Source organism: Pseudomonas sp. efr-133-TYG-23 (assembly GCF_030209215.1).
GTDB classification, from domain to species: Bacteria; Pseudomonadota; Gammaproteobacteria; order Pseudomonadales; family Pseudomonadaceae; genus Aquipseudomonas; species Aquipseudomonas rhodesiae.
The window spans coordinates 1-22842 of record NZ_JARVSL010000001.1 but is presented as its reverse complement, the minus strand read 5'-3'; the positions used below and the strand labels follow the sequence as shown (position 1 = coordinate 22842).

17 protein-coding genes are annotated in these 22842 nt (G+C 60.8%); 8 read left to right on the top strand and 9 right to left on the bottom strand.

Going from position 1 to position 22842, the window contains the following annotated elements; genetic code table 11:
* Positions 1-6: 6 nt before the first annotated feature.
* Positions 7-2154, bottom strand: coding sequence for a fatty acid oxidation complex subunit alpha FadB (gene fadB, locus QRN41_RS00085; RefSeq protein WP_034096473.1), 2148 nt, complete (start codon positions 2152-2154; stop codon positions 7-9).
* Between the two features lie 492 nt (positions 2155-2646).
* Positions 2647-3084, bottom strand: coding sequence for a hypothetical protein (locus tag QRN41_RS00080; RefSeq protein WP_034096472.1), 438 nt, complete (start codon positions 3082-3084; stop codon positions 2647-2649).
* Between the two features lie 105 nt (positions 3085-3189).
* Here QRN41_RS00080 and QRN41_RS00075 point away from each other — a divergent pair, with 105 nt between their 5' ends.
* Positions 3190-3630 carry a universal stress protein gene (locus tag QRN41_RS00075; protein ID WP_213633462.1) on the top strand — a complete coding sequence of 147 codons (441 nt, stop codon included), beginning with the start codon at positions 3190-3192 and terminating at the stop codon, positions 3628-3630.
* A 118-nt stretch (positions 3631-3748) separates the two neighbouring features.
* Here QRN41_RS00075 and QRN41_RS00070 read toward each other — a convergent pair whose 3' ends face one another.
* On the bottom strand, positions 3749-5668 hold the full coding sequence (locus tag QRN41_RS00070) for an ATP-binding cassette domain-containing protein (protein ID WP_285421028.1): 1920 nt from the start codon (positions 5666-5668) through the stop codon (positions 3749-3751).
* Positions 5669-5881: 213 nt separating this feature from the next.
* Here QRN41_RS00070 and QRN41_RS00065 point away from each other — a divergent pair, with 213 nt between their 5' ends.
* Positions 5882-7810, top strand: a complete 1929-nt coding sequence (locus tag QRN41_RS00065; protein ID WP_285421027.1) for a transglycosylase SLT domain-containing protein — start codon at positions 5882-5884, stop codon at positions 7808-7810.
* A 120-nt stretch (positions 7811-7930) separates the two neighbouring features.
* Here the strand turns inward: QRN41_RS00065 and QRN41_RS00060 are convergent, their stop codons facing one another.
* Positions 7931-9709, bottom strand: a complete 1779-nt coding sequence (locus tag QRN41_RS00060; protein WP_285421026.1) for an ABC transporter transmembrane domain-containing protein — start codon at positions 9707-9709, stop codon at positions 7931-7933.
* Between the two features lie 236 nt (positions 9710-9945).
* Between QRN41_RS00060 and QRN41_RS00055 the strand changes: the two genes are divergently transcribed.
* Complete coding sequence (locus tag QRN41_RS00055; protein ID WP_034096467.1) at positions 9946-10119, top strand: PA1571 family protein; 174 nt, start codon at positions 9946-9948, stop codon at positions 10117-10119.
* Positions 10120-10177: 58 nt separating this feature from the next.
* On the opposite strand, the gene pdxB is transcribed toward QRN41_RS00055, so the two are convergent.
* Positions 10178-11320 (bottom strand): 4-phosphoerythronate dehydrogenase PdxB, encoded by a 1143-nt coding sequence (gene pdxB, locus QRN41_RS00050; protein ID WP_285421025.1) that lies wholly within the window; start codon positions 11318-11320, stop codon positions 10178-10180.
* A 140-nt stretch (positions 11321-11460) separates the two neighbouring features.
* Between pdxB and QRN41_RS00045 the strand changes: the two genes are divergently transcribed.
* A complete protein-coding gene (locus tag QRN41_RS00045; protein ID WP_285421024.1) occupies positions 11461-12855 on the top strand; it encodes an MATE family efflux transporter in 1395 nt (464 codons plus the stop codon).
* On the opposite strand, the gene tusA is transcribed toward QRN41_RS00045, so the two are convergent.
* Positions 12852-13097: a sulfurtransferase TusA gene (gene tusA / locus QRN41_RS00040; protein ID WP_034096464.1), complete on the bottom strand. Its 246-nt coding sequence runs from the start codon at positions 13095-13097 to the stop codon at positions 12852-12854. The two genes, QRN41_RS00045 and tusA, sit on opposite strands and share 4 nt — an antisense overlap.
* Before the next feature lie 133 nt (positions 13098-13230).
* Positions 13231-14307, bottom strand: a complete 1077-nt coding sequence (gene rlmM, locus QRN41_RS00035) for a 23S rRNA (cytidine(2498)-2'-O)-methyltransferase RlmM (RefSeq protein ID WP_285421023.1) — start codon at positions 14305-14307, stop codon at positions 13231-13233.
* Positions 14308-14503: 196 nt separating this feature from the next.
* Here rlmM and acnA point away from each other — a divergent pair, with 196 nt between their 5' ends.
* The gene (acnA, locus tag QRN41_RS00030; protein WP_285421022.1) at positions 14504-17245 is read left to right on the top strand and encodes an aconitate hydratase AcnA; all 2742 of its coding nucleotides are present in this window, start codon (positions 14504-14506) and stop codon (positions 17243-17245) included.
* Positions 17246-17376: 131 nt separating this feature from the next.
* Here the strand turns inward: acnA and QRN41_RS00025 are convergent, their stop codons facing one another.
* Positions 17377-18315, bottom strand: coding sequence for an aspartyl/asparaginyl beta-hydroxylase domain-containing protein (locus QRN41_RS00025; RefSeq protein ID WP_285421021.1), 939 nt, complete (start codon positions 18313-18315; stop codon positions 17377-17379).
* A 127-nt stretch (positions 18316-18442) separates the two neighbouring features.
* Positions 18443-19417 (bottom strand): cysteine synthase A, encoded by a 975-nt coding sequence (cysK, locus tag QRN41_RS00020; RefSeq protein WP_285421020.1) that lies wholly within the window; start codon positions 19415-19417, stop codon positions 18443-18445.
* 126 nt (positions 19418-19543) lie between these two features.
* Between cysK and QRN41_RS00015 the strand changes: the two genes are divergently transcribed.
* The 3 genes from QRN41_RS00015 (at position 19544) to QRN41_RS00005 (ending at position 22750) form a co-directional block, all read left to right on the top strand.
* Positions 19544-20620 (top strand): DUF748 domain-containing protein, encoded by a 1077-nt coding sequence (locus QRN41_RS00015; RefSeq protein ID WP_285421019.1) that lies wholly within the window; start codon positions 19544-19546, stop codon positions 20618-20620.
* Between the two features lie 106 nt (positions 20621-20726).
* Positions 20727-21572, top strand: a complete 846-nt coding sequence (locus QRN41_RS00010) for an AAA family ATPase (protein ID WP_003210690.1) — start codon at positions 20727-20729, stop codon at positions 21570-21572.
* Positions 21572-22750, top strand: a complete 1179-nt coding sequence (locus QRN41_RS00005; protein ID WP_034096457.1) for a vWA domain-containing protein — start codon at positions 21572-21574, stop codon at positions 22748-22750. Before QRN41_RS00010 ends, QRN41_RS00005 begins: the two co-directional genes overlap by 1 nt.
* Positions 22751-22842: the final 92 nt, after the last annotated feature.

Below are 22842 nucleotides of genomic sequence, written 5' to 3'. Positions count from 1 at the left end.
GGGCGCTTAACCGAAGAAGCTCTGGCCGTTCTTGGCCATTTCACGCAGCTTCGCGGTCGGGTGGTACAGCGGGCCCAGCTCAGCGTATTGATCAGCCAGGGCAACGAACTCGGCCACACCGATCGAGTCGATGTAACGCAGCGCACCACCACGGAATGGAGGGAAACCAATACCGTACACCAAGCCCATATCGGCTTCGGCGGCGGTCTCGACGATGCCATCTTCCAGGCAACGTACGGTTTCCAGGCACAGGGCGATCATCATCCAGTTGATGATGTCCTCGTCGGACACTTCACGCTGCTCGTACACAATCGGTGCCAGCACTTCGTGCACCGACGGATCGGCCACTTTCTTCTGCTTGCCTTTCTTGTCCGCCTCGTAGGCGTAGAAGCCCTTACCGTTTTTCTGGCCCAGGCGCTTAGCGTCGTACAGGGCGTCGACAGCCGAACGGCGGTCGTCTTTCATGCGGTCCGGGAAGCCTTCAGCCATCACATCGCGGCCATGGTGGCCGGTGTCGATGCCGACCACGTCCATCAGGTACGCCGGGCCCATTGGCCAGCCGAATTTTTCCATGACTTTGTCGATGCGCACGAAGTCCACGCCGGCGCTGACCAACTTGGCGAAACCACCGAAGTAAGGGAACAGCACGCGGTTGACCAGGAAGCCCGGGCAGTCGTTGACCACGATCGGGTTCTTGCCCATTTTCTTGGCGTAGGCAACGGTGGTGGCCACCGCATGTTCGCTGGACTTCTCGCCACGGATCACTTCCACCAGCGGCATCATATGTACCGGGTTGAAGAAGTGCATGCCGACGAAATTTTCCGGCCGCTTGAGGGCCTTGGCCAGCAGCGAGATGGAAATGGTCGAGGTGTTGGACGCCAGAATGGTGCCTTCCTTGACCTGCGCTTCCACTTCAGCCAACACGGCCTGCTTGACCTTCGGGTTCTCGACAACCGCTTCGACCACCAGGTCGACGTGACCGAAATCGCCGTAGGACAGCGTAGGACGAATGCCGTTAAGCACTTCAGCCATTTTCGCGGCGGTCATGCGACCTTTATCCACACGACCTACCAGCAGCTTGGCGGCTTCCGCCAGACCCTGCTCGATACCGTGTTCGTTGATGTCTTTCATCAGGATCGGCGTGCCTTTGGACGCCGACTGATAGGCGATGCCGCCGCCCATGATACCGGCGCCGAGTACGGCAGCCTGTTTCACGTCGCTGGCGATTTCATCGTAGGCCTTGGCCTTTTTCTTCAGTTCCTGATCGTTCAGGAACAGGCCGATCAGGCTCTGGGCCGCCGAGGTTTTCGCCAGTTTGACGAAACCGGCCGCTTCCACTTCCAGGGCTTTGTCGCGACCGAAGTTCGCGGCTTTCTGGATGGTCTTGATCGCTTCAACCGGCGCCGGGTAGTTCGGGCCGGCCTGGCCAGCCACGAAACCTTTGGCGGTTTCGAACGACATCATTTGTTCGATGGCGTTGAGCTTGAGCTTTTCCAGCTTGGGCTGACGCTTGGCCTTGTAGTCGAACTCGCCGCTGATGGCACCTTTGATCAGGTTCAGCGCGGCCTCGGCCAGTTTTTCCGGGGCAACCACTGCGTCGACAGCGCCGACTTTCAGGGCGTCTTCGGCTTTGTTTTCCTTACCGGCGGCGATCCACTCGATGGCGTTGTCCGCACCGATCAGGCGCGGCAAACGCACGGTGCCGCCGAAGCCTGGGTAGATGCCCAGTTTCACTTCCGGCAGGCCGATTTTTGCGGTGGCCGACATCACGCGGAAGTCAGCGGCCAGGCACATTTCCAGACCACCGCCGAGGGCGATGCCGTTGATCGCGGCAACGGTCGGGACGTTGAGGTCTTCGAAATCGCTGAAAATCTTGTTGGCTTCGAGGTTGCCAGCCACCAGCTCGGCATCGGGCAGCTTGAAGTTGTCGACGAATTCGGTGATGTCAGCGCCGACGATGAACACGTCCTTGCCGCTGGAGACGATCACGCCCTTGACCGAAGCATCTGCTTTGATGGTGTCTACGGCCTGACGCAGTTCGTTCAGGGTTAGACGGTTGAACTTGTTGACGGACTCACCCTTGAGGTCGAATTTCAATTCGACGATGCCACTTTCAAGAGCCTTAACCGTGATGGCTTTACCTTCGTAAATCATCAACTGATCTCCACGATATGGAAGCTGAACAGTACACATCGGACGCTGGCCTATGGTTGGACACTGATGGTTAGGTCAATGCTCATGCCAATCCGCCAGGCACACCCGCCAATGCGATAGTCGGGATTATGTATGAACGGTCTGACAGACAAACGCTCAATTCATACGCCCGTTTGATTTGGGTACGCCACCTTCATCCAATTCCGAGCAATTGTCAATCGCTCCAAAGGCTAGGAAAAACGCGACTTTCCAGTCATTTCAGAACCTCAACCATAGGCCCGCGCTTCGTCAATATTCAACTATTCACGAAATCAATAATTTCAGTTATTTGGGAAAGGGCTGTACAGATTGAGAGATACGGCTACGCTAGCGCCAACCGTACAGCGCCAGAAGACAACACCCGGCGCAAGATTCACCGGCCTGCCTGGCCAACTCCAGCCCGATGATGATGTCGGGCTTTTTAATGCCTGTTTGAGTCTGGGCCGCCTGGGTTCAGGCCAGCGCCTTGAGCAACGCGTCGATGTCCTTCAAGACACTGGCATCGCCCTTCTCGCCCCAATACAAGGCAATCATTTGCTTGTCGGCTTCGACTTTGTAGACGTTGGCTGGCAGCGTTGAAAAATGCGGCAACAACTTCTCATCCACGCAGTTTTCTCGCCATTGGTTAACCCACACCCCCGGCTCCAGTTGCCAGTAGCTCCAAATGGCCGGCGTGGCGCCGCGTCGTGGCCGGCAGTACTGGGCGCAAGGGCTGGGCGGCTCTTGTTTGAGCCAGTGCGGCCATTCCTGGGGCGCCAATTGCATGGCCAACCCCATGCGGCGAGCCTCCATGCGCAAGGCCATGCGCCCGCTCTGGTGACGCGACGGGCGCAGCCATGCCAGGGGGCTCAATACCACCACAAGGATTGACACCACTATCCAGACCGTCATATGTGTACTCCCGATTTTTCTGATGAGCGGATTTGACCTGACGCAACCCCATCCGCTTGAAACCAGCCATACTTAATTTATTGCAGTCCTCTGGAGGAACGCCTCATGTCATACGAACATATTCTGGTCGCCGTAGATCTGACCGAAGAGTGCGATCCAGTGATCAAGCGCGCCCGGGCTTTCGCGGTCGCCAGCGGCGCCAAACTGTCCCTCGTGCATATCGTCGAACCCATGGCCATGGCCTTCGGCGGCGATGTTCCGATGGACCTGTCCCAACTGCAGCAACAACAGTTCGACCAGGCCAAAGAACGTCTCGACCGCCTGATAGCCAAATACCCGGAAGTGACCAAAGAAAACTCACACCTGACCTACGGCCAGCCGCGCCAGGAAATCCATCACCTTGCCAAGGAACAGCATTGCGATCTGATCGTGGTCGGCAGCCATGGCCGTCACGGCCTGGCGCTGCTGCTGGGCTCCACCGCCAATGATGTGCTGCACGGCGCGCCGTGCGATGTGCTGGCGGTGAAGCTGGTAAAAAGCGCCTAGGACCGGTGCAGATCTAATTTGGGAGGGTGCAAGCCCTTCCCCATTTGAACCGCATTTCATATGAAAAAAGCCCGGCGCCCCCATGAAGGCGCCGGGCTTTTTACTGCACCAAGGTCACTCAGGCATCCAGCTCGGCCCAACGTTCGAGCAGCGTTTCCAGCTCCTGATTCAACGTCTCCAGAGAAGCAATGACCTTGGCGGTTTCTGCCGCAGGACGCAGGTAGAAACCTGCGTCAGCCATTTGCGCCTCTACTGTAGCGATCTGCTGCTCCTTGGCCTCGATATCCCCCGGCAAGGCTTCCAACTCGCGCTGCAATTTGTAGCTGAGCTTTTTCTTGGCCGCTGGTGCGGCTTCCTGCGCGGGTGCTGGCGCGGCCACCGGCGTAACCACCGCCGAGTTCAAGTCGGCCTTGCCGGATTTGCTTTCGGTCACGCCCAGCAGACGCGGCGAGCCGCCCTGGCGTAGCCAGTCCTGATAGCCACCGACATATTCGCGCACCTTGCCTTCGCCTTCGAAGACCAGGGTACTGGTCACCACGTTGTCGAGGAATGCCCGGTCGTGGCTGACCATCAGCACGGTGCCGTTGAAGGTCAGCAGCACCTCCTCCAGCAGTTCGAGGGTTTCCACGTCCAGGTCGTTGGTCGGTTCGTCGAGCACCAGCAGGTTCGCCGGTTTGCTGAACAATTTGGCCAGCAGCAGACGCGCACGCTCACCACCGGACAAGGCTTTTACCGGCGTACGCGCACGCTGCGGGCTGAACAGGAAATCGCCGAGGTAGCTGAGTACGTGGCGGCTCTGGCCGTCGATATCGATAAAGTCACGGCCTTCGGCCACGTTATCGATCACGGTCTTTTCCAGGTCCAGCTGGTGGCGCAGTTGGTCGAAATAAGCCACATCGATACGCGTGCCTTCGGCCACAGTACCGCTGGTCGGTTGCAGACCGCTGAGCATCAGCTTGAGCAGCGTGGTTTTGCCCGTACCGTTGGCGCCGAGCAGGCCGATCCGGTCGCCGCGCTGCAGGACCATGGAGAAGTCCTTGATCAGGAACGGGCCGTCCGGGTGATGGAAGCTGACGTTCTCCAGCACCATCACTTGCTTGCCCGACTTGTCGGCGGTATCCAGCTGGATATTGGCTTTGCCGGTGCGCTCGCGACGTTCGCTGCGCTCCACGCGCAAGGCTTTCAGCGCCCGTACGCGACCTTCGTTACGGGTGCGACGCGCCTTGATGCCCTGGCGGATCCAGACTTCTTCCTGGGCCAGTTTCTTGTCGAACAAGGCGTTGGCGGTTTCTTCGGCGGCCAGTGCGGCTTCCTTGTGTACCAGGAAGCTGGCGTAGTCGCCGTTCCAGTCGATCAGGCCACCACGGTCCAGTTCGAGGATGCGGGTTGCCAGGTTTTGCAGGAAAGAACGGTCGTGGGTGATAAACAGCACGGCGCCCTGGAAATCCTTCAGGGCCTCTTCCAACCAGGCAATGGCGCCGATGTCCAAGTGGTTGGTCGGTTCGTCGAGCAGCAGCAGATCCGGTTCGGACACCAGCGCCTGGGCCAGCAACACCCGGCGACGCCAGCCGCCGGATAATTCGGCGAGGGTCTTGTCGGCCGGCAGTTGCAGGCGGCTCAGGGTGCTGTCCACCAGCTGCTGCAAGCGCCAGCCATCACGGGCTTCGAGGTCTTGCTGGACGTGCATCAGCTTGTCCAGGTCTTCCTCGGTGACGCAGTTCTGCGCCAGATGATGGTACTCGGCGAGCAGTGCGCCGACGCCGTCCAGGCCTTCGGCAACCACGTCGAACACTGTCCGTCCGTCGGCCACCGGCAATTCCTGGGGCAATTCGCCGATCTTCAGGCCCGGGGCGCGCCACACGGAGCCGTCGTCGGGCTTCTGATCGCCTTTGACCAGCTTCATCATGCTGGACTTGCCGGTGCCGTTGCGGCCGATGATGCACACCCGCTCACCACGGGCGATCTGCCAGGACACCTTGTCCAACAACGGCATAGCGCCGAAAGCAAGGGACACATCGCTGAATTTGAGCAGGGTCATACGCTTCTCCAAAAACTGGGCGCGCATTCTACCTGAGTTGAGGGTGGGATGCGGCTGGCATTTTCGTTGTTGACACGTTCTGTAGGACATTTGCAGCGAACTTGCAGGAACCATCCTGCAAAGCTTTCACGGGCCGCTGGCAAAAGGCTAAGCTAGGGGCAATCAGCGTCGGCGGTGCCGGTGCTAGTCGTGATTTCTCTGCACGGACGTCTCATGCGCAGTCGCCTTTTCAACTTTTTATCCTGTCTGCTTCTTTCCGCCACCGCCGTTCAATCCGCCCAGGCTGTGGACCTCACCACTCAACGTCAATATTACGATGAGGCCAAGCGCGCTCTGGCCAAGGGCGATACCGGCCCGTACATGCAATACAGCCAGGCCCTGGCCGATTATCCACTGACGCCGTACCTGGCCTACGACGAGCTGACCGCACGCCTGAAGAGCGCCAGCAACGAAGAAATCGAACAATTCCTCGCCAAGAACGGCGACCTGCCCCAGGCCAACTGGATGAAACTGCGCTGGTTGCGCTGGCTGGCCGAGCGTGGTGACTGGCAGACCTTTGAAAAGTACTACGACCCCAAGCTCAATTTCGTCGAGCTGGACTGCCTGCACGGCCAATACCAACTCACTCACAACCTGAAAGCGGAAGGCTACAAAACCGCCGAAAAACTCTGGATGACCGGCAAATCCCAACCGGCCGCGTGTGATGCCACCTTTGGCCAGTGGGCCGCCGACGGCCAACTCACCGAACAGAAAATCTGGGACCGCGCCAAGCTCGCCGCCGAAGCGCGCAATTACGCGCTGGCCAACAGCCTGGTAAAAACCCTGCCGACCCTGGGCGCCCAAGGCCGTTTGATGGTGGACGTGGCACAGAAGCCCGACATGCTCAGTGACCCGTCGCGCTTCCTGCCGGCCACCGAGGCGATGTCCGACGCCGTGGGCTTGGGCCTGCGTCGCCTGGCCCGCCAGGACCCGGACAAGGCCATGGCGCTGCTCGATGGCTATGCCAGCAGCATGCACTTCTCCCGTGACGAAAAAGTGGCGATCGCCCGCGAAATAGGCCTGACCCTGGCCAAACGCTTCGACCCGCGCGCCCTTGAGGTGATGACCAAATACGACCCGGAACTGCGCGACAATACGGTCTCCGAATGGCGCCTGCGCCTACTGTTGCGCCTGGCGCGCTGGGAAGATGCCTACCAGCTGACCCGCAAACTTCCGCAAGACCTGGCCACCAGCAACCGCTGGCGCTACTGGCAGGCCCGCAGTCTGGAATTGGCCGAGCCGAAAAACCCGCAAGCGTTGGTGCTGTACAAAAACCTCGCCCAGGAACGGGACTTTTATGGCTTCCTGGCCGCCGACCGTTCCAAAGCGCCTTATCAGTTGAAAAACAAGCCGCTGCTGATGAGCCAGGCGCTGGTTAACAAGGTGCGCAATACGCCTGGCGTGCGCCGTGCCCTGGAGTTCTACGCGCGCGGGCAAATCGTCGACGGCCGCCGCGAGTGGTATCACGTCAGCCGTCACTTCAACCGTGACGAGATGGTCGCCCAAGCCAAACTGGCCTACGACATGAAATGGTACTTCCCGGCCATCCGCACCATCAGCCAAGCCCAGTACTGGGATGACTTGGATATTCGTTTCCCGATGGCCCACCGCGACACCCTGGTGCGCGAAGCCAAGGTACGCGGGCTGCATTCAAGCTGGGTGTTCGCTATTACCCGCCAGGAAAGCGCCTTTATGGACGACGCCCGTTCCGGCGTCGGAGCCAGCGGCCTGATGCAACTGATGCCCGGCACCGCCAAGGACACCGCGCGCAAATTCAGCATTCCGCTGGCCTCCCCGTCTCAGGTGCTGGACCCGGACAAGAATATCCAACTGGGCGCCGCTTACCTGAGCCAAGTGCACAGCCAGTTCAACGGCAACCGCGTGCTCGCCTCCGCCGCCTACAACGCCGGCCCCGGCCGCGTACGCCAGTGGCTGCGCGGGGCCGACCACTTGAGTTTCGACGTGTGGGTGGAGAGCATCCCGTTCGACGAAACCCGACAATACGTACAGAACGTGCTGTCTTATTCGGTGATCTACGGGCAGAAGCTCAACTCACCACAGCCATTGGTGGATTGGCATGAGCGGTATTTTGATGATCAGTGAAGGCTGAAGCAGTTACCCGCTCAAGCGTAAAGATAAGTGCCCGTATTGGAAGATACGGGCATTTTTTATGGAGTGTGGATTCCACCTGTGGAATGGGAGCTGATCACCGCTAACAATCGCCTAGCTGGCCGATTCTTCCCCATTGCTGAACTGCAACGCCGCCAACCGCGCATACAGCGGGTTACTCGCGATCAACTGCTGATGGGTGCCCACCGCCATCAGTTTTCCTTGATCCATCACGGCAATTCGATCGGCGTTCTTCACCGTGGCCAGCCGGTGGGCGATGACCAGGGTAGTGCGCCCTTGCATAAGTTGCGGCAGGGCCTGTTGGATCAGGTGTTCGCTCTGGGCATCGAGGGCGCTGGTGGCTTCGTCCAGCAGCAGGATCGGCGCGTCCACCAAGAGCGCGCGGGCGATGGCCAGGCGTTGGCGTTGGCCGCCGGAAAGGCCCTGACCGCCATCACCGAGGTGCGTCTGGTACCCGTCGGGCATTTGCAGAATGAAGTCGTGGGCGTGGGCAATGCGCGCAGCGGCTTCGACTTGCTCGCGTGTGGCATTCGGGTTGCCGTAGCGGATGTTCTCTTCGACGCTGCCGAAAAACAGCGCGGGGCTCTGGGACACCAGGGCGAAGTGGCGGCGCAGGTCCATGGGGTCGAGGGCGGTCAGCGGCTGGCCTTCGAGCAGGATGCGGCCTTGCTGGGGATCGTAGAAGCGCAACAATAGATCGAAAATCGTCGACTTGCCCGCGCCGGACGGCCCGACCAGTGCCAAGGTCTCGCCAGGATTGATCGTCAGCGTCAGGCCATCGATGGCGTAGCTGTCCGGCCGCGACGGGTAGGAAAAACGCAGGTCTTGCAGTTCCATGCGGCCGCTGACCCGCTCGGGCAGCGGCACGCTGCCAGCAGCCGGCGCTTGGATCTGGTTGGTCGACTGTAACAACTCGGCGATGCGCTCCGCCGCACCGGCGGCGCGCTGCAGTTCGCCGAGCACCTCGCTCAGCGTGCCGACGGCGCTGCCGACGATCAGGCTGTAGAACACGAATGCCGCCAGCTCACCACCGGAAATGCGCCCGTTGATCACGTCCATGCCGCCCACCCACAGCATCACCCCCACCGCGCCGAGCACCAGCATGATCACCAGGGTAATCAGCCAGGCTCGCTGGGCGATGCGTTTACGCGCAGTACTGAACGCCTGTTCGACGGTGACGGCAAAGCGCTGCTCGTCCTGCACTTGATGGTTGTAGGCCTGCACGGTCTTGATCTGGCCAAGGGTCTCGGCCACATAGCTGCCCACATCGGCAATGCGGTCCTGGCTCTGGCGCGACAAACTGCGCACCCGACGGCCAAAGATCAGAATCGGCGCCAGCACCAGCGGCAGCGCCACCACCACAATGCTGGTGAGTTTGGGGTTAGTGACAAACAACAGCACGATGCCGCCGATCACCATCAACCCATTGCGCAGGAACAGCGACAGCGATGAACCGATTACCGACTGCAACAGAGTGGTGTCGGTGGTCAGGCGCGACTGGATTTCCGAGCTGCGGTTGTTTTCATAGAACCCAGGGTGCAGATAGATCAAGTGGTTGAACACCTGCCGCCGGATATCAGCCACCACCCGCTCGCCGATCCACGACACCAGGTAGAAGCGCGCAAAGGTGCCGACCGCCAGGCCCAGCACCAACACCATAAACAGGCCGATGGACTGGTTGAGCAGGTGCGGCGACTGGGTCATGAAACCCTGATCCACCAGCAGGCGAATACCCTGCCCCATAGACAAGGTGATGCCGGCGGTGACGATCAGCGCCACCAGGGCACCCAGCGCCTGCCAACGGTAGGGCGCGATGAAGCGGCTGGCCAGGCGAATCGCACGGCGTTGACGGACTGAGAGCATGGAAGGCATCACCGGTAAGGAATCTGTAGTTCAACATTGGGGGAACTTGGGCAAATAACAATGAGTCCAGTTAATTATGCCCGTCGATGCTGGCCACTAGAGGCTATCGGTCTAACGCCCGGCTGGAAATCCTTGGCGGTTTCTGTTGGAGTGGACGTTCGAACCGGTGATCTTGTAAGGAGTTGTAATAGCTCGGTCACGCGGGGGATTTAGAGTAGGTACACAACCTGATGAGGAGACAGGCCATGACCTTGCAACACAGCAGCGATGCCAAAATCGAAGTAATCCGCCAGCCGCAGCAGCTGCCGTGCTGGTATGTCGATGCCGATGGCAACGATGTGCAGATTACCGAAGAGATGATCCAGCAAGCCTGCAGCGCGCTGGAACAGCGACTGGTCAAGCCTGCCAAGCAAGGCTGAAGCGCCCACGCTCTTTCAAACCCGGCCCCGGTGGCCGGGTTTTTTATGCGTGGTGTTCCTACAAGGCTTCGGCACCGAGGGCAGTGACCAACTTGGCCAGCGCCGCCGACTCCCCGTTGATCCGCACTTTCAAACCCTCAATCTCACGGCGCTCCGGGTAGTGCTTGCGCAGCCGGTCAAAGGCCAGGCGTTGCTCTTGCACGGTGCCGACAAGGCTGCGGCGAAAATCCGCATCGTCACGGCGCGGGTCGTACACGCTGCGGCACACAGTCGCCAGGGCCCAGGCCGGGTCCGTCGCGGCGTTCAAATGCACTTCGGCCAACCACGGCGGCGGCAGTAGATCACTCAGCTGGATACTCGGCACCAGCCCCAGATAGGTGCAAAACGCTTGATAGATCTGCGCCGTGCCGCGCTGTTTGCCGTCCAGGCTGTAACCGGCGATATGCGGCGTGGCCAGCACGCACAGATCGGCCAGTGCCACATCGACCTCAGGCTCGCCCTCCCACACATCGAGCACGGCTTGCAGATCTTCGCGTTCCAGCAGCACCTCGCGCAGCGCGGCGTTATCCACCACCGGACCGCGGCTGGCATTGATCAGCCACGCGCCGTGCTTGAGCTGGTTGAGGCGCTGACGGTCGAACAAGTGCCAGGTCGCGGCATTGCCGGACTTGATCAACGGCGTGTGCAAGCTGATCACATCGCACTGCTCGATGATCTGCCCCAGGCTGACGTAATCCCCGTCTTCGGCGACCTGGCGCGGCGGGTCGCACACCAGCACGTTCCAGCCCAGGCCCTTGAGCACCTGAACCAACCGCCCGCCCACTTCACCGGCGCCGACCACGCCATAGGTGCGCCGGGTGAGGTCCACCCCTTCGATCTCGGCCAGGGTCTGCAGGCTACCCAGCACATAGTCCACCACGCCGCGGGCGTTGCAACCGGGGGCGCTGGCCCACTGGATACCGGCCTGCTTGAAGTAATCCAGGTCCAAATGGTCGGTGCCGATGGTGCAGGTGCCGACAAAACGCACCGACGAGCCCTCAAGCAAGGCGCGGTTGACGTTGGTCACCGAGCGCACCAACAGCACGTCGGCCTGCTCGACGGTCGCACGGTCGATGGAACGGCCCGGCACTCGGCGAATCTCGCCGAACCCTTGGAAGAACGCGTCGAGCAGCGGGATATTTTCGTCGGCAACAATCAACATGGCAGGCTCCTTTGGCGGACAGGCAGTGTACAGGGATCGCGGGCCTCGCTTACAAATCCCTAACACAGCTTTTTTCCTGACCATTGCGTCAAGGCGTAGAATCCGCCGTCCTTGCGCACCTTTCGACTGGACACCCGTACGTGAACACTGCCACCGCTCCCCTCACCCGCCCCGCCCGCATCAGCCGGGAGGTGCGCGATCTGTTGACGCTCGCGCTGCCGATCATGATCGGCCAACTGGCGACCACCGCCATGAGCTTTGTCGACGCGGTGATGGCCGGACGCGTCAGCCCCCAGGATCTGGCGGCGGTGGGCCTGGGTAATTCGATCTGGATTCCGGTGTACCTGCTGATGACCGGCACACTGCTGGCCACCACGCCGAAAGTCGCCCAGCGTTACGGCGCCGGTCAGTTCAGCGAGATCGGGCCGTTGGTCCGTCAGTCATTGTGGTTGGCGGTGGTCGTCGGGGCCATCGGCGCATTATTGCTGCTGTGCGCCGAACCGATTTTGCATGCCATGAAGGTGGAACCCGACCTGATCGCGCCATCCATGGGTTACCTGCACGGCATCGCCGCGGGCATGCCGGCGGTGGCGTTGTATTACGTGTTGCGCTGTTTCAGCGACGGCCTGGGCCGCACCCGGCCAAGCATGGTCATGGGCCTGATCGGCCTGGCGCTGAATATTCCGCTGAACTACATCTTCATCTACGGCCATTTTGGCGTGCCGGCCATGGGCGGCGTAGGCTGCGGCTGGGCCACGGCCATTGCGATGTGGGTGATGATGCTCGGCCTGGCCGGCTGGACGCGCTGGGGCGCCGCCTACCAGAGCAGCGAGTTGTTCAAACGCTTCGATTGGCCGCAATGGGCAGTGATCAAACGCGTGCTGGGCATTGGCCTGCCGATTGGCGTGGCGATCTTTGCCGAATCGAGCATCTTCGCGGTAATCGCCCTGCTGCTCGGCAGCCTGGGCGCCACGGTGGTGTCGGGGCATCAGATCGCGCTGAACGTCAGTTCCCTGGTGTTTATGATCCCCTACTCCCTGAGCATGGCGGTCACCGTGCGCGTCGGCCAGGCCCTGGGGCGTAGCGAGCCGCGTGAAGCGCGCTTCGCCGCCGGGGTCGGCATGGGCACGGCGCTGGCGTATGCGTGCCTGTCCTGCAGTTTGATGCTGCTGTTTCGCGAACAGATCGCAAGCATTTACACCCCAGACCCGGTGGTGATCCATCTGGCGTCCACCTTGATCGTGTTCTCGGCGCTGTTCCAGTTCTCAGACTCGATCCAAGTCACCGCCGCCGGTGCGCTGCGCGGCTACCAAGATACGCGGGTGACCATGGTGCTGACCCTGTTTGCCTATTGGGGCGTGGGATTACCGGTGGGCTACGCCCTGGGGCTGACCCACTGGCTCGGCGAACCCAGCGGCCCGAGCGGCTTGTGGCAAGGGTTGATCGTGGGTCTGAGTTGTGCGGCGGGGATGTTGCTGGTGCGCCTGGCGCGTAGCGCGCGCCGGCGCATTCGGGCCGACAAGCTACGGGGTTAATCGGCTTTTTTGCGAATCCAGTACAGGTAGGTGCCGGCCTGCTCCTGCTGCTCCACCAGTTCGTGGTCCAGAAACACACAGAACTTGGGGATATCGCGACGGGTCGACGGGTCGGTCGCAATCACCTTGAGCAAGCCGCCTGCCGGCAAGTCGCGGATGTGCTGGTGCAGCATCATCACCGGTTCCGGGCAGTTGAGGCCGGTGGCGTCGAGGGTGGCGTCGACGGGCAATTCAAGACTCATATTTCACTCCTAAAACCAGCTCGATTTCCTGCGGGAGCGAGCTTGCTCGCGATGACGCGGGCACATTCAACATAAATTTCGACAGTTATACCGCTTTCGCGGGCCAGCCCGCTCCCACATTTTGAACGCTGGATCAGCGGGCCTTGGGTTTCTTTACGCTTTCCAGCCGACGCAGGTGGCAGGTCACCTCTTCACGGTCGTGGTACAGCTGCTTACAGCCGATTTCCACACGAATGCCACGCGCCTTGAAGCCTTCCTCGATGCGCTCCAGCAGGCGCTTGACCTCGGCATAGCGCTGTTTCATCGGCAACTTGAGGTTGACCACCGCCTCGCGGCAATACCCTTCGCCGATCCAGGTCTCCAGCAGCGCCGCGTTACGCGCGGGTTTCTCGACGATGTCGCAGACCATCCAGTCCACCGGCTGCTTGGGCACGAAAGTGAAACCGTCGGCCATCAGGTGCTGCACCAGGCCGGTGTCCATCAAGCTCTCGGCCATGGGGCCGTTGTCGATGGCGGTCACCAGCATGCCACGGTTGACCAACTGCCAGGTCCAGCCACCCGGCGCGGCGCCAAGGTCGACGCCGGTCATGTCGCCATGCAGGCGCTCGTCCCACTGGTCGCGGGGGATAAAGTGGTGCCAGGCCTCTTCCAGCTTCAAGGTTGAGCGGCTGGGGGCTTCGCGGGGGAATTTCAGACGGGGGATGCCCATGGGCCACATCGCCGAGTTGTTCGACTCGGCCAGGCCCATAAACACTTCGCGGCCGCTCTTGAAGGTCAACAGCAGGCGCGGTTTGCTCGGGTCATCCACCAGCCGGCCGGCATTGAGCAGGGCTTTGCGCAGGTGTACTTCGAACTTCTTGCAGAAGTTGGACAGTTCTTTGCCATCGTTGGTGTCGACCATTTCCAACCACAGGCTGCCGCACACCGGAAATTCGCGCAGGTGGGCAAGGATCACACTGATGCGGTCGGTTTCCGGCAAGTCGATAAATACCCCACGCGCCCACTGCCGCGGGAAGATCAGCTCGGCAAAGCGCTGGCCGTGCATCAAGCGCTGGGCGCCGTCTTCTTCGGTGCAGACAAATTCGGCGCAGGCGCTGCCGGTCTTGGCCTTGGCGTAGCCGGACACGTTCAGGCGCGCGGCGTGTTCCGCGATCTCGGAACAGACTTCGCCTTCAAACCCTGGGCGGCAGTGCATAAAAAGGGTGTTCATCAACTCTCCTGGTGACTCGACGGACCTTGCGCTATCGCAATGTCTGTCATGAAAACGCGCGCATGATAGCCGAGTTCGGAACCTTGGACTTCACCATAGAGTCCAGTTATTAGCCTGCTAATCAAAACAGGGCTAACGTGATAGCTCTGTTCGTCCCGTCAGGTCCGTGGCCGTGCGGACCATAAGGAGTCGTGTCATGTCATCGCTTGATAGCCTGAGAACCCTTAAAACCCTCGAAATAGACAGCAAGACCTATCACTACTTCAGCCTGCCCGAAGCCGCCAAGAGCCTGGGCGACCTGGATAAGCTGCCGATGTCGCTCAAAGTGCTGCTGGAGAACCTGCTGCGCTGGGAAGACAACAAAACGGTCACCGGCGCCGACCTCAAGGCCATCGCCGCCTGGCTCAAAGAGCGCCAGTCCGACCGCGAGATCCAGTACCGCCCCGCCCGCGTGCTGATGCAAGACTTTACCGGCGTACCCGCCGTGGTCGACCTGGCCGCCATGCGCGCCGCCGTGGCCAAGGCCGGTGGCGACCCGCAACGCATCAACCCGCTCTCTCCCGTCGATTTGGTGATCGACCACTCGGTGATGGTCGACAAGTTCGGCAATGCCGACGCCTTCGAGCAGAACGTCGACATCGAAATGCAGCGCAACGGCGAACGCTATGCCTTCCTGCGTTGGGGCCAGAGCGCGTTCGACAATTTCAGCGTAGTGCCGCCGGGCACCGGTATCTGTCATCAGGTCAACCTCGAATACCTGGGCCGCACGGTGTGGACCAAAGACGAAGACGGCCGCACTTATGCGTTCCCCGACACTCTGGTGGGGACCGACTCCCACACCACCATGATCAACGGCCTGGGCGTGCTCGGCTGGGGCGTGGGTGGTATCGAAGCAGAGGCGGCGATGCTCGGCCAGCCGGTGTCGATGCTGATCCCCGAAGTGATCGGCTTCAAGCTCACCGGCAAACTCAAGGAAGGCATCACCGCCACCGACCTGGTGCTGACGGTGACCCAGATGCTGCGCAAGAAAGGCGTAGTGGGTAAGTTCGTCGAGTTCTATGGCGACGGCCTGGCCGACCTGCCCCTGGCGGACCGCGCCACCATCGCCAACATGGCCCCGGAATACGGCGCCACTTGCGGCTTTTTCCCGGTCGATGAAGTGACCCTGGACTACCTACGCCTCTCGGGCCGTCCGACAGAAACCGTCAAACTGGTCGAGGCGTACACCAAGGCCCAAGGCCTGTGGCGTCACGCGGGCCAGGAGCCGGTGTTCACCGACAGCCTGGCCCTGGACATGGGCAGCGTCGAAGCCAGCCTGGCCGGGCCGAAGCGTCCCCAGGACCGGGTGGCGCTGCCGAATGTCGGCCAGGCATTCAGCGACTTTCTCGACCTGCAATTCAAACCCACCAATAAAGAAGAAGGTCGCCTGGAAAGCGAAGGCGGCGGCGGCGTCGCCGTGGGCAATGCCGACCTGGTGGGGGAAGCCGATTACGACTTTGACGGTCAGACCTATCGCCTGAAAAACGGCGCCGTGGTGATCGCTGCGATTACCTCCTGCACCAACACCTCTAACCCCAGCGTGATGATGGCCGCCGGCCTGGTAGCCAAGAAGGCCGTGGAAAAAGGCCTGACGCGCAAACCCTGGGTGAAAAGCTCCCTGGCGCCCGGCTCCAAAGTGGTCACCGACTACTACAAGGCCGCGGGGCTCACGCAATACCTGGACAAGCTCGGTTTCGATCTGGTGGGTTATGGCTGCACCACCTGCATCGGCAACTCCGGGCCCTTGCCCGAGCCGATCGAGAAAGCCATCCAGAAAGCCGACCTCACCGTGGCATCGGTTTTGTCCGGCAACCGCAACTTCGAAGGCCGCGTGCATCCGCTGGTGAAAACCAACTGGCTGGCATCGCCGCCCCTGGTGGTGGCCTACGCCCTGGCGGGCACCGTGCGCATCGATATCAGCAGCGAGCCGTTGGGTAACGACCAGCAGGGCAACCCGGTATACCTCAAGGACATTTGGCCCAGCAGCCAGGAAATCGCCGACGCCGTGGCCCAGGTCAGCACTGGCATGTTCCACAAGGAGTACGCCGAAGTGTTTGCCGGGGATGAGCAATGGCAGGCCATTGAGGTGCCACAAGCCGCCACCTACGTGTGGCAGAAAGACTCGACCTACATCCAACACCCGCCGTTCTTCGACGACATTGCCGGGCCGCTGCCGGTCATCAAGGACGTCAAAGGTGCGAACGTACTGGCGTTGCTGGGGGATTCGGTGACCACCGACCACATCTCCCCCGCCGGTAATATCAAAGTCGACAGCCCCGCCGGCCGCTACCTGCGCGAACAGGGCGTGGAACCGCGCGACTTCAACTCCTACGGCTCACGTCGGGGCAACCATGAGGTGATGATGCGCGGCACCTTTGCCAATATCCGCATCCGCAACGAAATGCTCGGCGGCGAGGAAGGTGGCAATACGCTGTATATCCCCACTGGCGAGAAGATGGCGATCTACGACGCCGCGATGAAATACCAGGCTACAGGCACGCCGCTGGTAGTGATCGCCGGGCAGGAATACGGCACCGGCTCCAGCCGCGACTGGGCGGCCAAGGGCACCAATCTGCTGGGGGTCAAAGCGGTGATTGCCGAGAGTTTCGAGCGCATCCACCGCTCCAATCTGGTGGGCATGGGCGTGTTGCCGTTGCAGTTCAAGCTGGACCAGAACCGCAAGGCGCTGAAGCTTACGGGCAAGGAGAAGATCGATATTCTCGGCCTGACCGAAGTAGAGATCGTGCCGCGGATGAACCTGACGCTGGTGATTACCCGGGAGGACGGCAGCAGCGAGAAGGTCGAGGTGCTGTGCCGGATCGATACCTTGAATGAAGTGGAGTACTTCAAGTCGGGGGGAATTCTGCACTATGTGCTGCGGCAGCTGATTGCCTCTTAAGAACACAGGAGATCAAATGTGGGAGGGGGCTTGCCCCCGATGGCGGTATGTCAGTCAAAACATCCATGACTGATCCACCGCTATCGGGAGCAAGCCCCCTCCCACATTTTGACCGCGTTTAACGCTTCAGATCAGCCGAACAACCACTTCCACAGCAGTACCAAGACAACCACCGCCAGCACCGGCCGCGCAATGCGGTAGGCCTTGGGGTGTTTACGCTTCCATTGCTTGACCATGCCACTGAACTTATCGCTGAAACGCTTGCTCCAGGCATACGCCTGGTTGATGCCGCCGACGCGCTCGTCGTCGAGGTTCTGCGGTGCGGTGGCGCGGCCCAGTTGCTTGCTGACCCAGCGATTGATACGGGTCATCAGGCGGTTGCTCAGGGGCCGCTCGATGTCGCAGAACAGGATCACGCGGGTCTGCTCGGTCTCGTTCTTGACCCAATGCACATAGGTTTCGTCGAACATCACGTCTTCACCGTCGCGCCAGGCGTACACCTGGCCGTCGACGAAGATGCGGCAGTCGTCGGAATTGGGCGTGGACAAGCCCAAGTGATAGCGCAGGGAACCGGCGAACGGGTCGCGGTGCGGGTTAAGGTGGCTGCCGCCCGGCAACAGCGCGAACATCGCGCCCTTGACGTTGGGGATGCTACTCACCAGCGCCACGGTCTTCGGGCACAGCGCCTCGGCCGACGGCAGCGGTTTGTCGTACCACTTGAGGTAGAAACGCTTCCAGCCCTTTTTGAAGAACGAACCGAAACCGGCGTCGTTGTTCTTTTCGGCGGCGCGGATGTAACCCTCGTCGAACAGGTGCATGGCCTCTTCGCGGATCACTTCCCAATTGTCCTTGAGCACATCCAGCTCCGGGAATTTGCTGCGGTCCAGGTACGGCTTGGACGGCACCGCCGAAAACAGGTACATCAAGGCGTTATACGGGGCGAACAGCGCCGAATGGTTGACGAACTGGCGCAACATCGGCAAACGCGCCTTACCGCGCAGGTGCACGTACAGCGTGCTGCCGATAAACAACAGCAGCACCGACAGTTTGGCGGTCAGAGAAAAGGTCATGCAGCAACTCCTGGAAATAAGCGTCTGGCCGACAGCACCCCTTTGGAGGGATGCCAGACGTAACAGCCGGCCATGATAAACAGTTGCGCCATTATGCAGAAGGCCCGCACCGACCAGCTGACCTGCATCAAGCCTGGTTTTCCTGCTCAGTGAACAGATCGCTGAACAGCATGCTCGACAGGTAACGCTCACCGGAATCCGGCAGCACCACCACGATAGTCTTGCCCTGCATCTCCGGTTTCTGTGCCAGGCGCACCGCCACCGCCATCGCGGCGCCGCAGGAAATCCCGCACAAGATCCCCTCTTCCTGCATCAAACGCAGGGCCATGGCCTTGGATTCCTCGTCGCTCACCAGTTCCACGCGGTCGACCATCGACAGGTCGAGGTTTTTCGGCACGAACCCGGCGCCGATCCCCTGGATCTTGTGCGGGCTGGGCTTGACCTCGTCACCGGCCAGGGTCTGGGTGATCACCGGCGAACCGATCGGCTCGACCGCCACCGACAGAATCGGCTTGCCTTGGATATTTTTGATATAGCGCGACACGCCGGTGATGGTGCCACCAGTGCCCACGCCCGCCACCAGCACATCCACGGCGCCGTCGGTGTCGTTCCAGATTTCCGGACCGGTGGTTTTTTCGTGGATCGCGGGGTTGGCCGGGTTTTCGAACTGGGCCGGCATAAAGTACTGGGCCGGGTCGCTGGCGACGATCTCGCCGGCCTTCTCGATCGCGCCTTTCATGCCTTTGGCCGGCTCGGTCAGTACCAGCTCGGCGCCGAGGGCCTTGAGCACCTTGCGCCGTTCCAGGCTCATGGAGGCCGGCATGGTCAGCAGCAACTTGTAGCCACGGGCGGCGGCGACGAACGCCAGGCCGATGCCGGTGTTGCCGGAGGTGGGTTCGACGATGGTCATGCCCGGCTTGAGTTTGCCGCTGCTTTCGGCGTCCCAGATCATGTTTGCACCGATGCGGCACTTCACCGAGTAACCGGGGTTGCGCCCTTCGATCTTGGCCAGAATGGTCACGCCGCGCGGGGCGATGCGGTTGATCTGAACCAGGGGCGTATTACCGATGGAGTGCGCGTTATCTGCAAAAATGCGGCTCATGGCGGGTCCTATTGGGCGATGTGCGAAAGGCTTCAAGGGTATGCCGGGTCGTACTAGGCGTCCAGTCGGAGGAACGTTGAGGCCAGCGCGACAGTCCATCTGCTTACGAGCAAGGAGAACTGCCCCATGAAACGTCGCTACAGTTGGCCGCTATGGACCGTCGCCGGGTTGGTGGTGGTGCTGATCGCCCTTAACATCGCCCTGCCCTACCTGGTGCGCAATTACCTGAATGACAAGCTGGCCAATATGGGCGACTACCGCGGCGAAATCGCCGACGTGGACCTGGCCCTGTGGCGCGGCGCCCACCGCATCAACGGCTTGCAGATCGTCAAGGTGGACGGCAAGGTGCCGGTGCCGTTCGTCAAGGCGCCACTGATCGAGTTCGCGGTGAGCTGGCATTCGCTGTGGTACGACCATGCGGTCGTCGCCGAAGGCCACTTTGTGCGGCCGGAAATCAATTTTGTCGACGGCGGCGCCAACAAGCAGGCGTCCCAGACCGGTAAGGGCACCGACTGGCGCGAGCAACTGGGCAAGTTGCTGCCGATCACCCTCAACGAGGTGCGCATCGAAGACGGCAAGATCGCGTTCCATAACTTCAATTCCAAACCGGCGGTGAACATCAACGCCACCGGGGTCAATGCCAGCTTCTATAACCTGACCAATGTGGTCGACACCGAAGGCAGGCGCGATGCGCGCTTCGACGGTAAAGCACTGCTGCTGGGCCAGGCCCCGCTAGAAGCCAGTGCCACCTTCGACCCCTTGAGCAATTTCGAAGACTTTGAATTCCGCTTCCGCGCCCGCGACTTGCAGCTCAAGCGCATGAACGACTTTGCCTCGGCCTACGGCAAGTTCGATTTCAAGGCCGGCACTGGCGATCTGGTCATTGAGGCCCAGGCTGAAAAGGGCCAACTGACCGGGTACATCAAGCCGTTGCTGCGGGATGTGGAAGTGTTCGACTGGCAGCAGGACGTGGAAAACAAAGACAAGAACATCTTCCGCTCAATCTGGGAGGCCGTGGTGGGCGCCAGCGAGACCGTGCTGAAGAACCAGCGCAAAAACCAGTTCGCCACCCGCGTGGAACTGAGCGGCAGCGTGCATCAGCAAGATGTCAGCGCGTTCTGGGCCGTGGTGGCGATTTTGCGCAACGGTTTTATCCAGGCGTTCAACGCGCGCTATGAACAACCCAAGCCGAGCGCCGACTGAGCGCGCAGAGTGACCGGCCATTCAGAGACTGAATAACCCGTCTGCGTTCACAGTCGCCGGGGCCGCGCGGTATAGTCCGGGCATTGATGAATTCGAGGAAACACCGATGAAGTTCGAAGGCACCCAGGCCTACGTTGCCACCGATGACCTGAAACTGGCCGTCAACGCTGCCATCACCCTGGAGCGTCCGCTGCTGGTCAAGGGCGAGCCGGGCACCGGCAAGACCATGCTCGCCGAGCAACTGGCCGAATCCTTCGGCGCCAAGCTGATTACCTGGCACATCAAGTCGACCACCAAGGCCCACCAAGGCTTGTACGAGTACGACGCGGTCAGCCGCCTGCGCGACTCGCAGCTGGGCGTGGACAAGGTGCACGACGTGCGCAACTACCTGAAGAAAGGCAAGCTCTGGGAGGCGTTCGAGTCCGAGGAGCGCGTGATTCTGCTGATCGATGAAATCGACAAGGCCGACATCGAGTTCCCCAACGACCTGCTGCAAGAACTCGACAAGATGGAGTTCTACGTCTACGAAATCGACGAGACCATCAAGGCCAAAAAACGCCCGATCATCATCATTACTTCCAACAACGAAAAAGAACTGCCGGACGCGTTCCTGCGCCGCTGCTTCTTCCACTACATCGCCTTTCCGGATCGCACCACCCTGCAAAAGATCGTCGATGTGCACTACCCCGACATCAAGAAAGACCTGGTCAGCGAAGCGCTGGACGTGTTCTTCGACGTGCGCAAAGTCCCCGGCCTGAAGAAAAAACCCTCCACTTCCGAACTGGTGGACTGGCTCAAGCTGCTGATGGCCGACAACATCGGCGAGGCGGTGCTGCGCGAGCGTGATCCGACCAAGGCCATTCCGCCATTGGCCGGCGCCCTGGTGAAGAACGAGCAGGACGTGCAGTTGCTGGAGCGTCTGGCGTTCATGAGCCGTCGCGGTAATCGCTGATGTTGCTCAACCTGTTCAATGAAATGCGCGCAGCCAAGGTGCCGGTGTCGGTACGTGAACTGCTCGACCTGATCAACGCGCTCAAACAACGCGTGACCTTCGCCGACATGGACGAGTTTTACTACTTGGCCCGGGCGATCCTGGTTAAGGACGAGCGGCATTTCGACAAGTTCGACCGGGCCTTCGGCGCGTATTTCAACGGCCTGGAAAAACTCGATGATCACCTACAGGCGCTGATCCCCGAAGACTGGCTGCGCAAGGAATTCGAGCGTTCGCTCAGCGATGAAGAGCGTGCGCAGATCCAGTCCCTGGGCGGCCTCGACAAGCTGATCGAGGAATTCAAGAAGCGCCTGGAAGAACAGAAAGAACGCCACGCGGGCGGCAACAAGTGGATCGGCACCGGCGGCACCAGCCCGTTTGGTTCCGGCGGCTATAACCCGGAAGGCATTCGCGTCGGCGACGCCGGCAAGCGCCAGGGCAAGGCCGTCAAAGTCTGGGACCAGCGCGAATACAAAAACCTCGACGACCAGGTGGAACTGGGCACGCGCAACATCAAAGTGGCCCTGCGCCGCCTGCGCAAATTCGCGCGCCAAGGGGCGGCGGAAGAGTTGGATATCGACGGCACCATCGACCACACCGCCCGCGATGCCGGCTTGCTGAACATTCAGATGCGCCCGGAACGGCGCAACACCATCAAGCTGCTATTGCTGTTCGATATCGGCGGCTCGATGGATGCCCATGTGAAGATCTGCGAAGAACTGTTCTCCGCGTGCAAGACCGAGTTCAAGCACCTGGAGTACTTCTACTTCCATAACTTCGTGTACGAGTCGGTGTGGAAAAACAACCAGCGCCGCACCTCGGAGCGCACCTCCACCCAGGACTTACTGCACAAGTACGGTGCCGACTACAAAGTGATTTTTATCGGCGACGCTTCGATGGCGCCGTACGAAATCACCCAGGCCGGCGGCAGCGTCGAGCACTGGAACGAAGAGCCCGGGTATGTATGGATGCAGCGCTTCATGGCCAAGTACAAGAAGCTGATCTGGATAAACCCATACCCCAAGGACACTTGGGGGTTTACGGCCTCCACCGGGATTGTGCGGGAGTTAGTGGAAGACCAGATGTACCCCCTGACGCTGCGCGGGCTGGAAGAAGGCATGCGCTACCTGTCTAAATAACACCAGATCCAATGTGAAGGCTTGCCCCCTGGAGCAATCTGCCTGCCCATCTGTCACTGACGCGCCGTCATCGGGGGCAAGCCCCCTCCCAC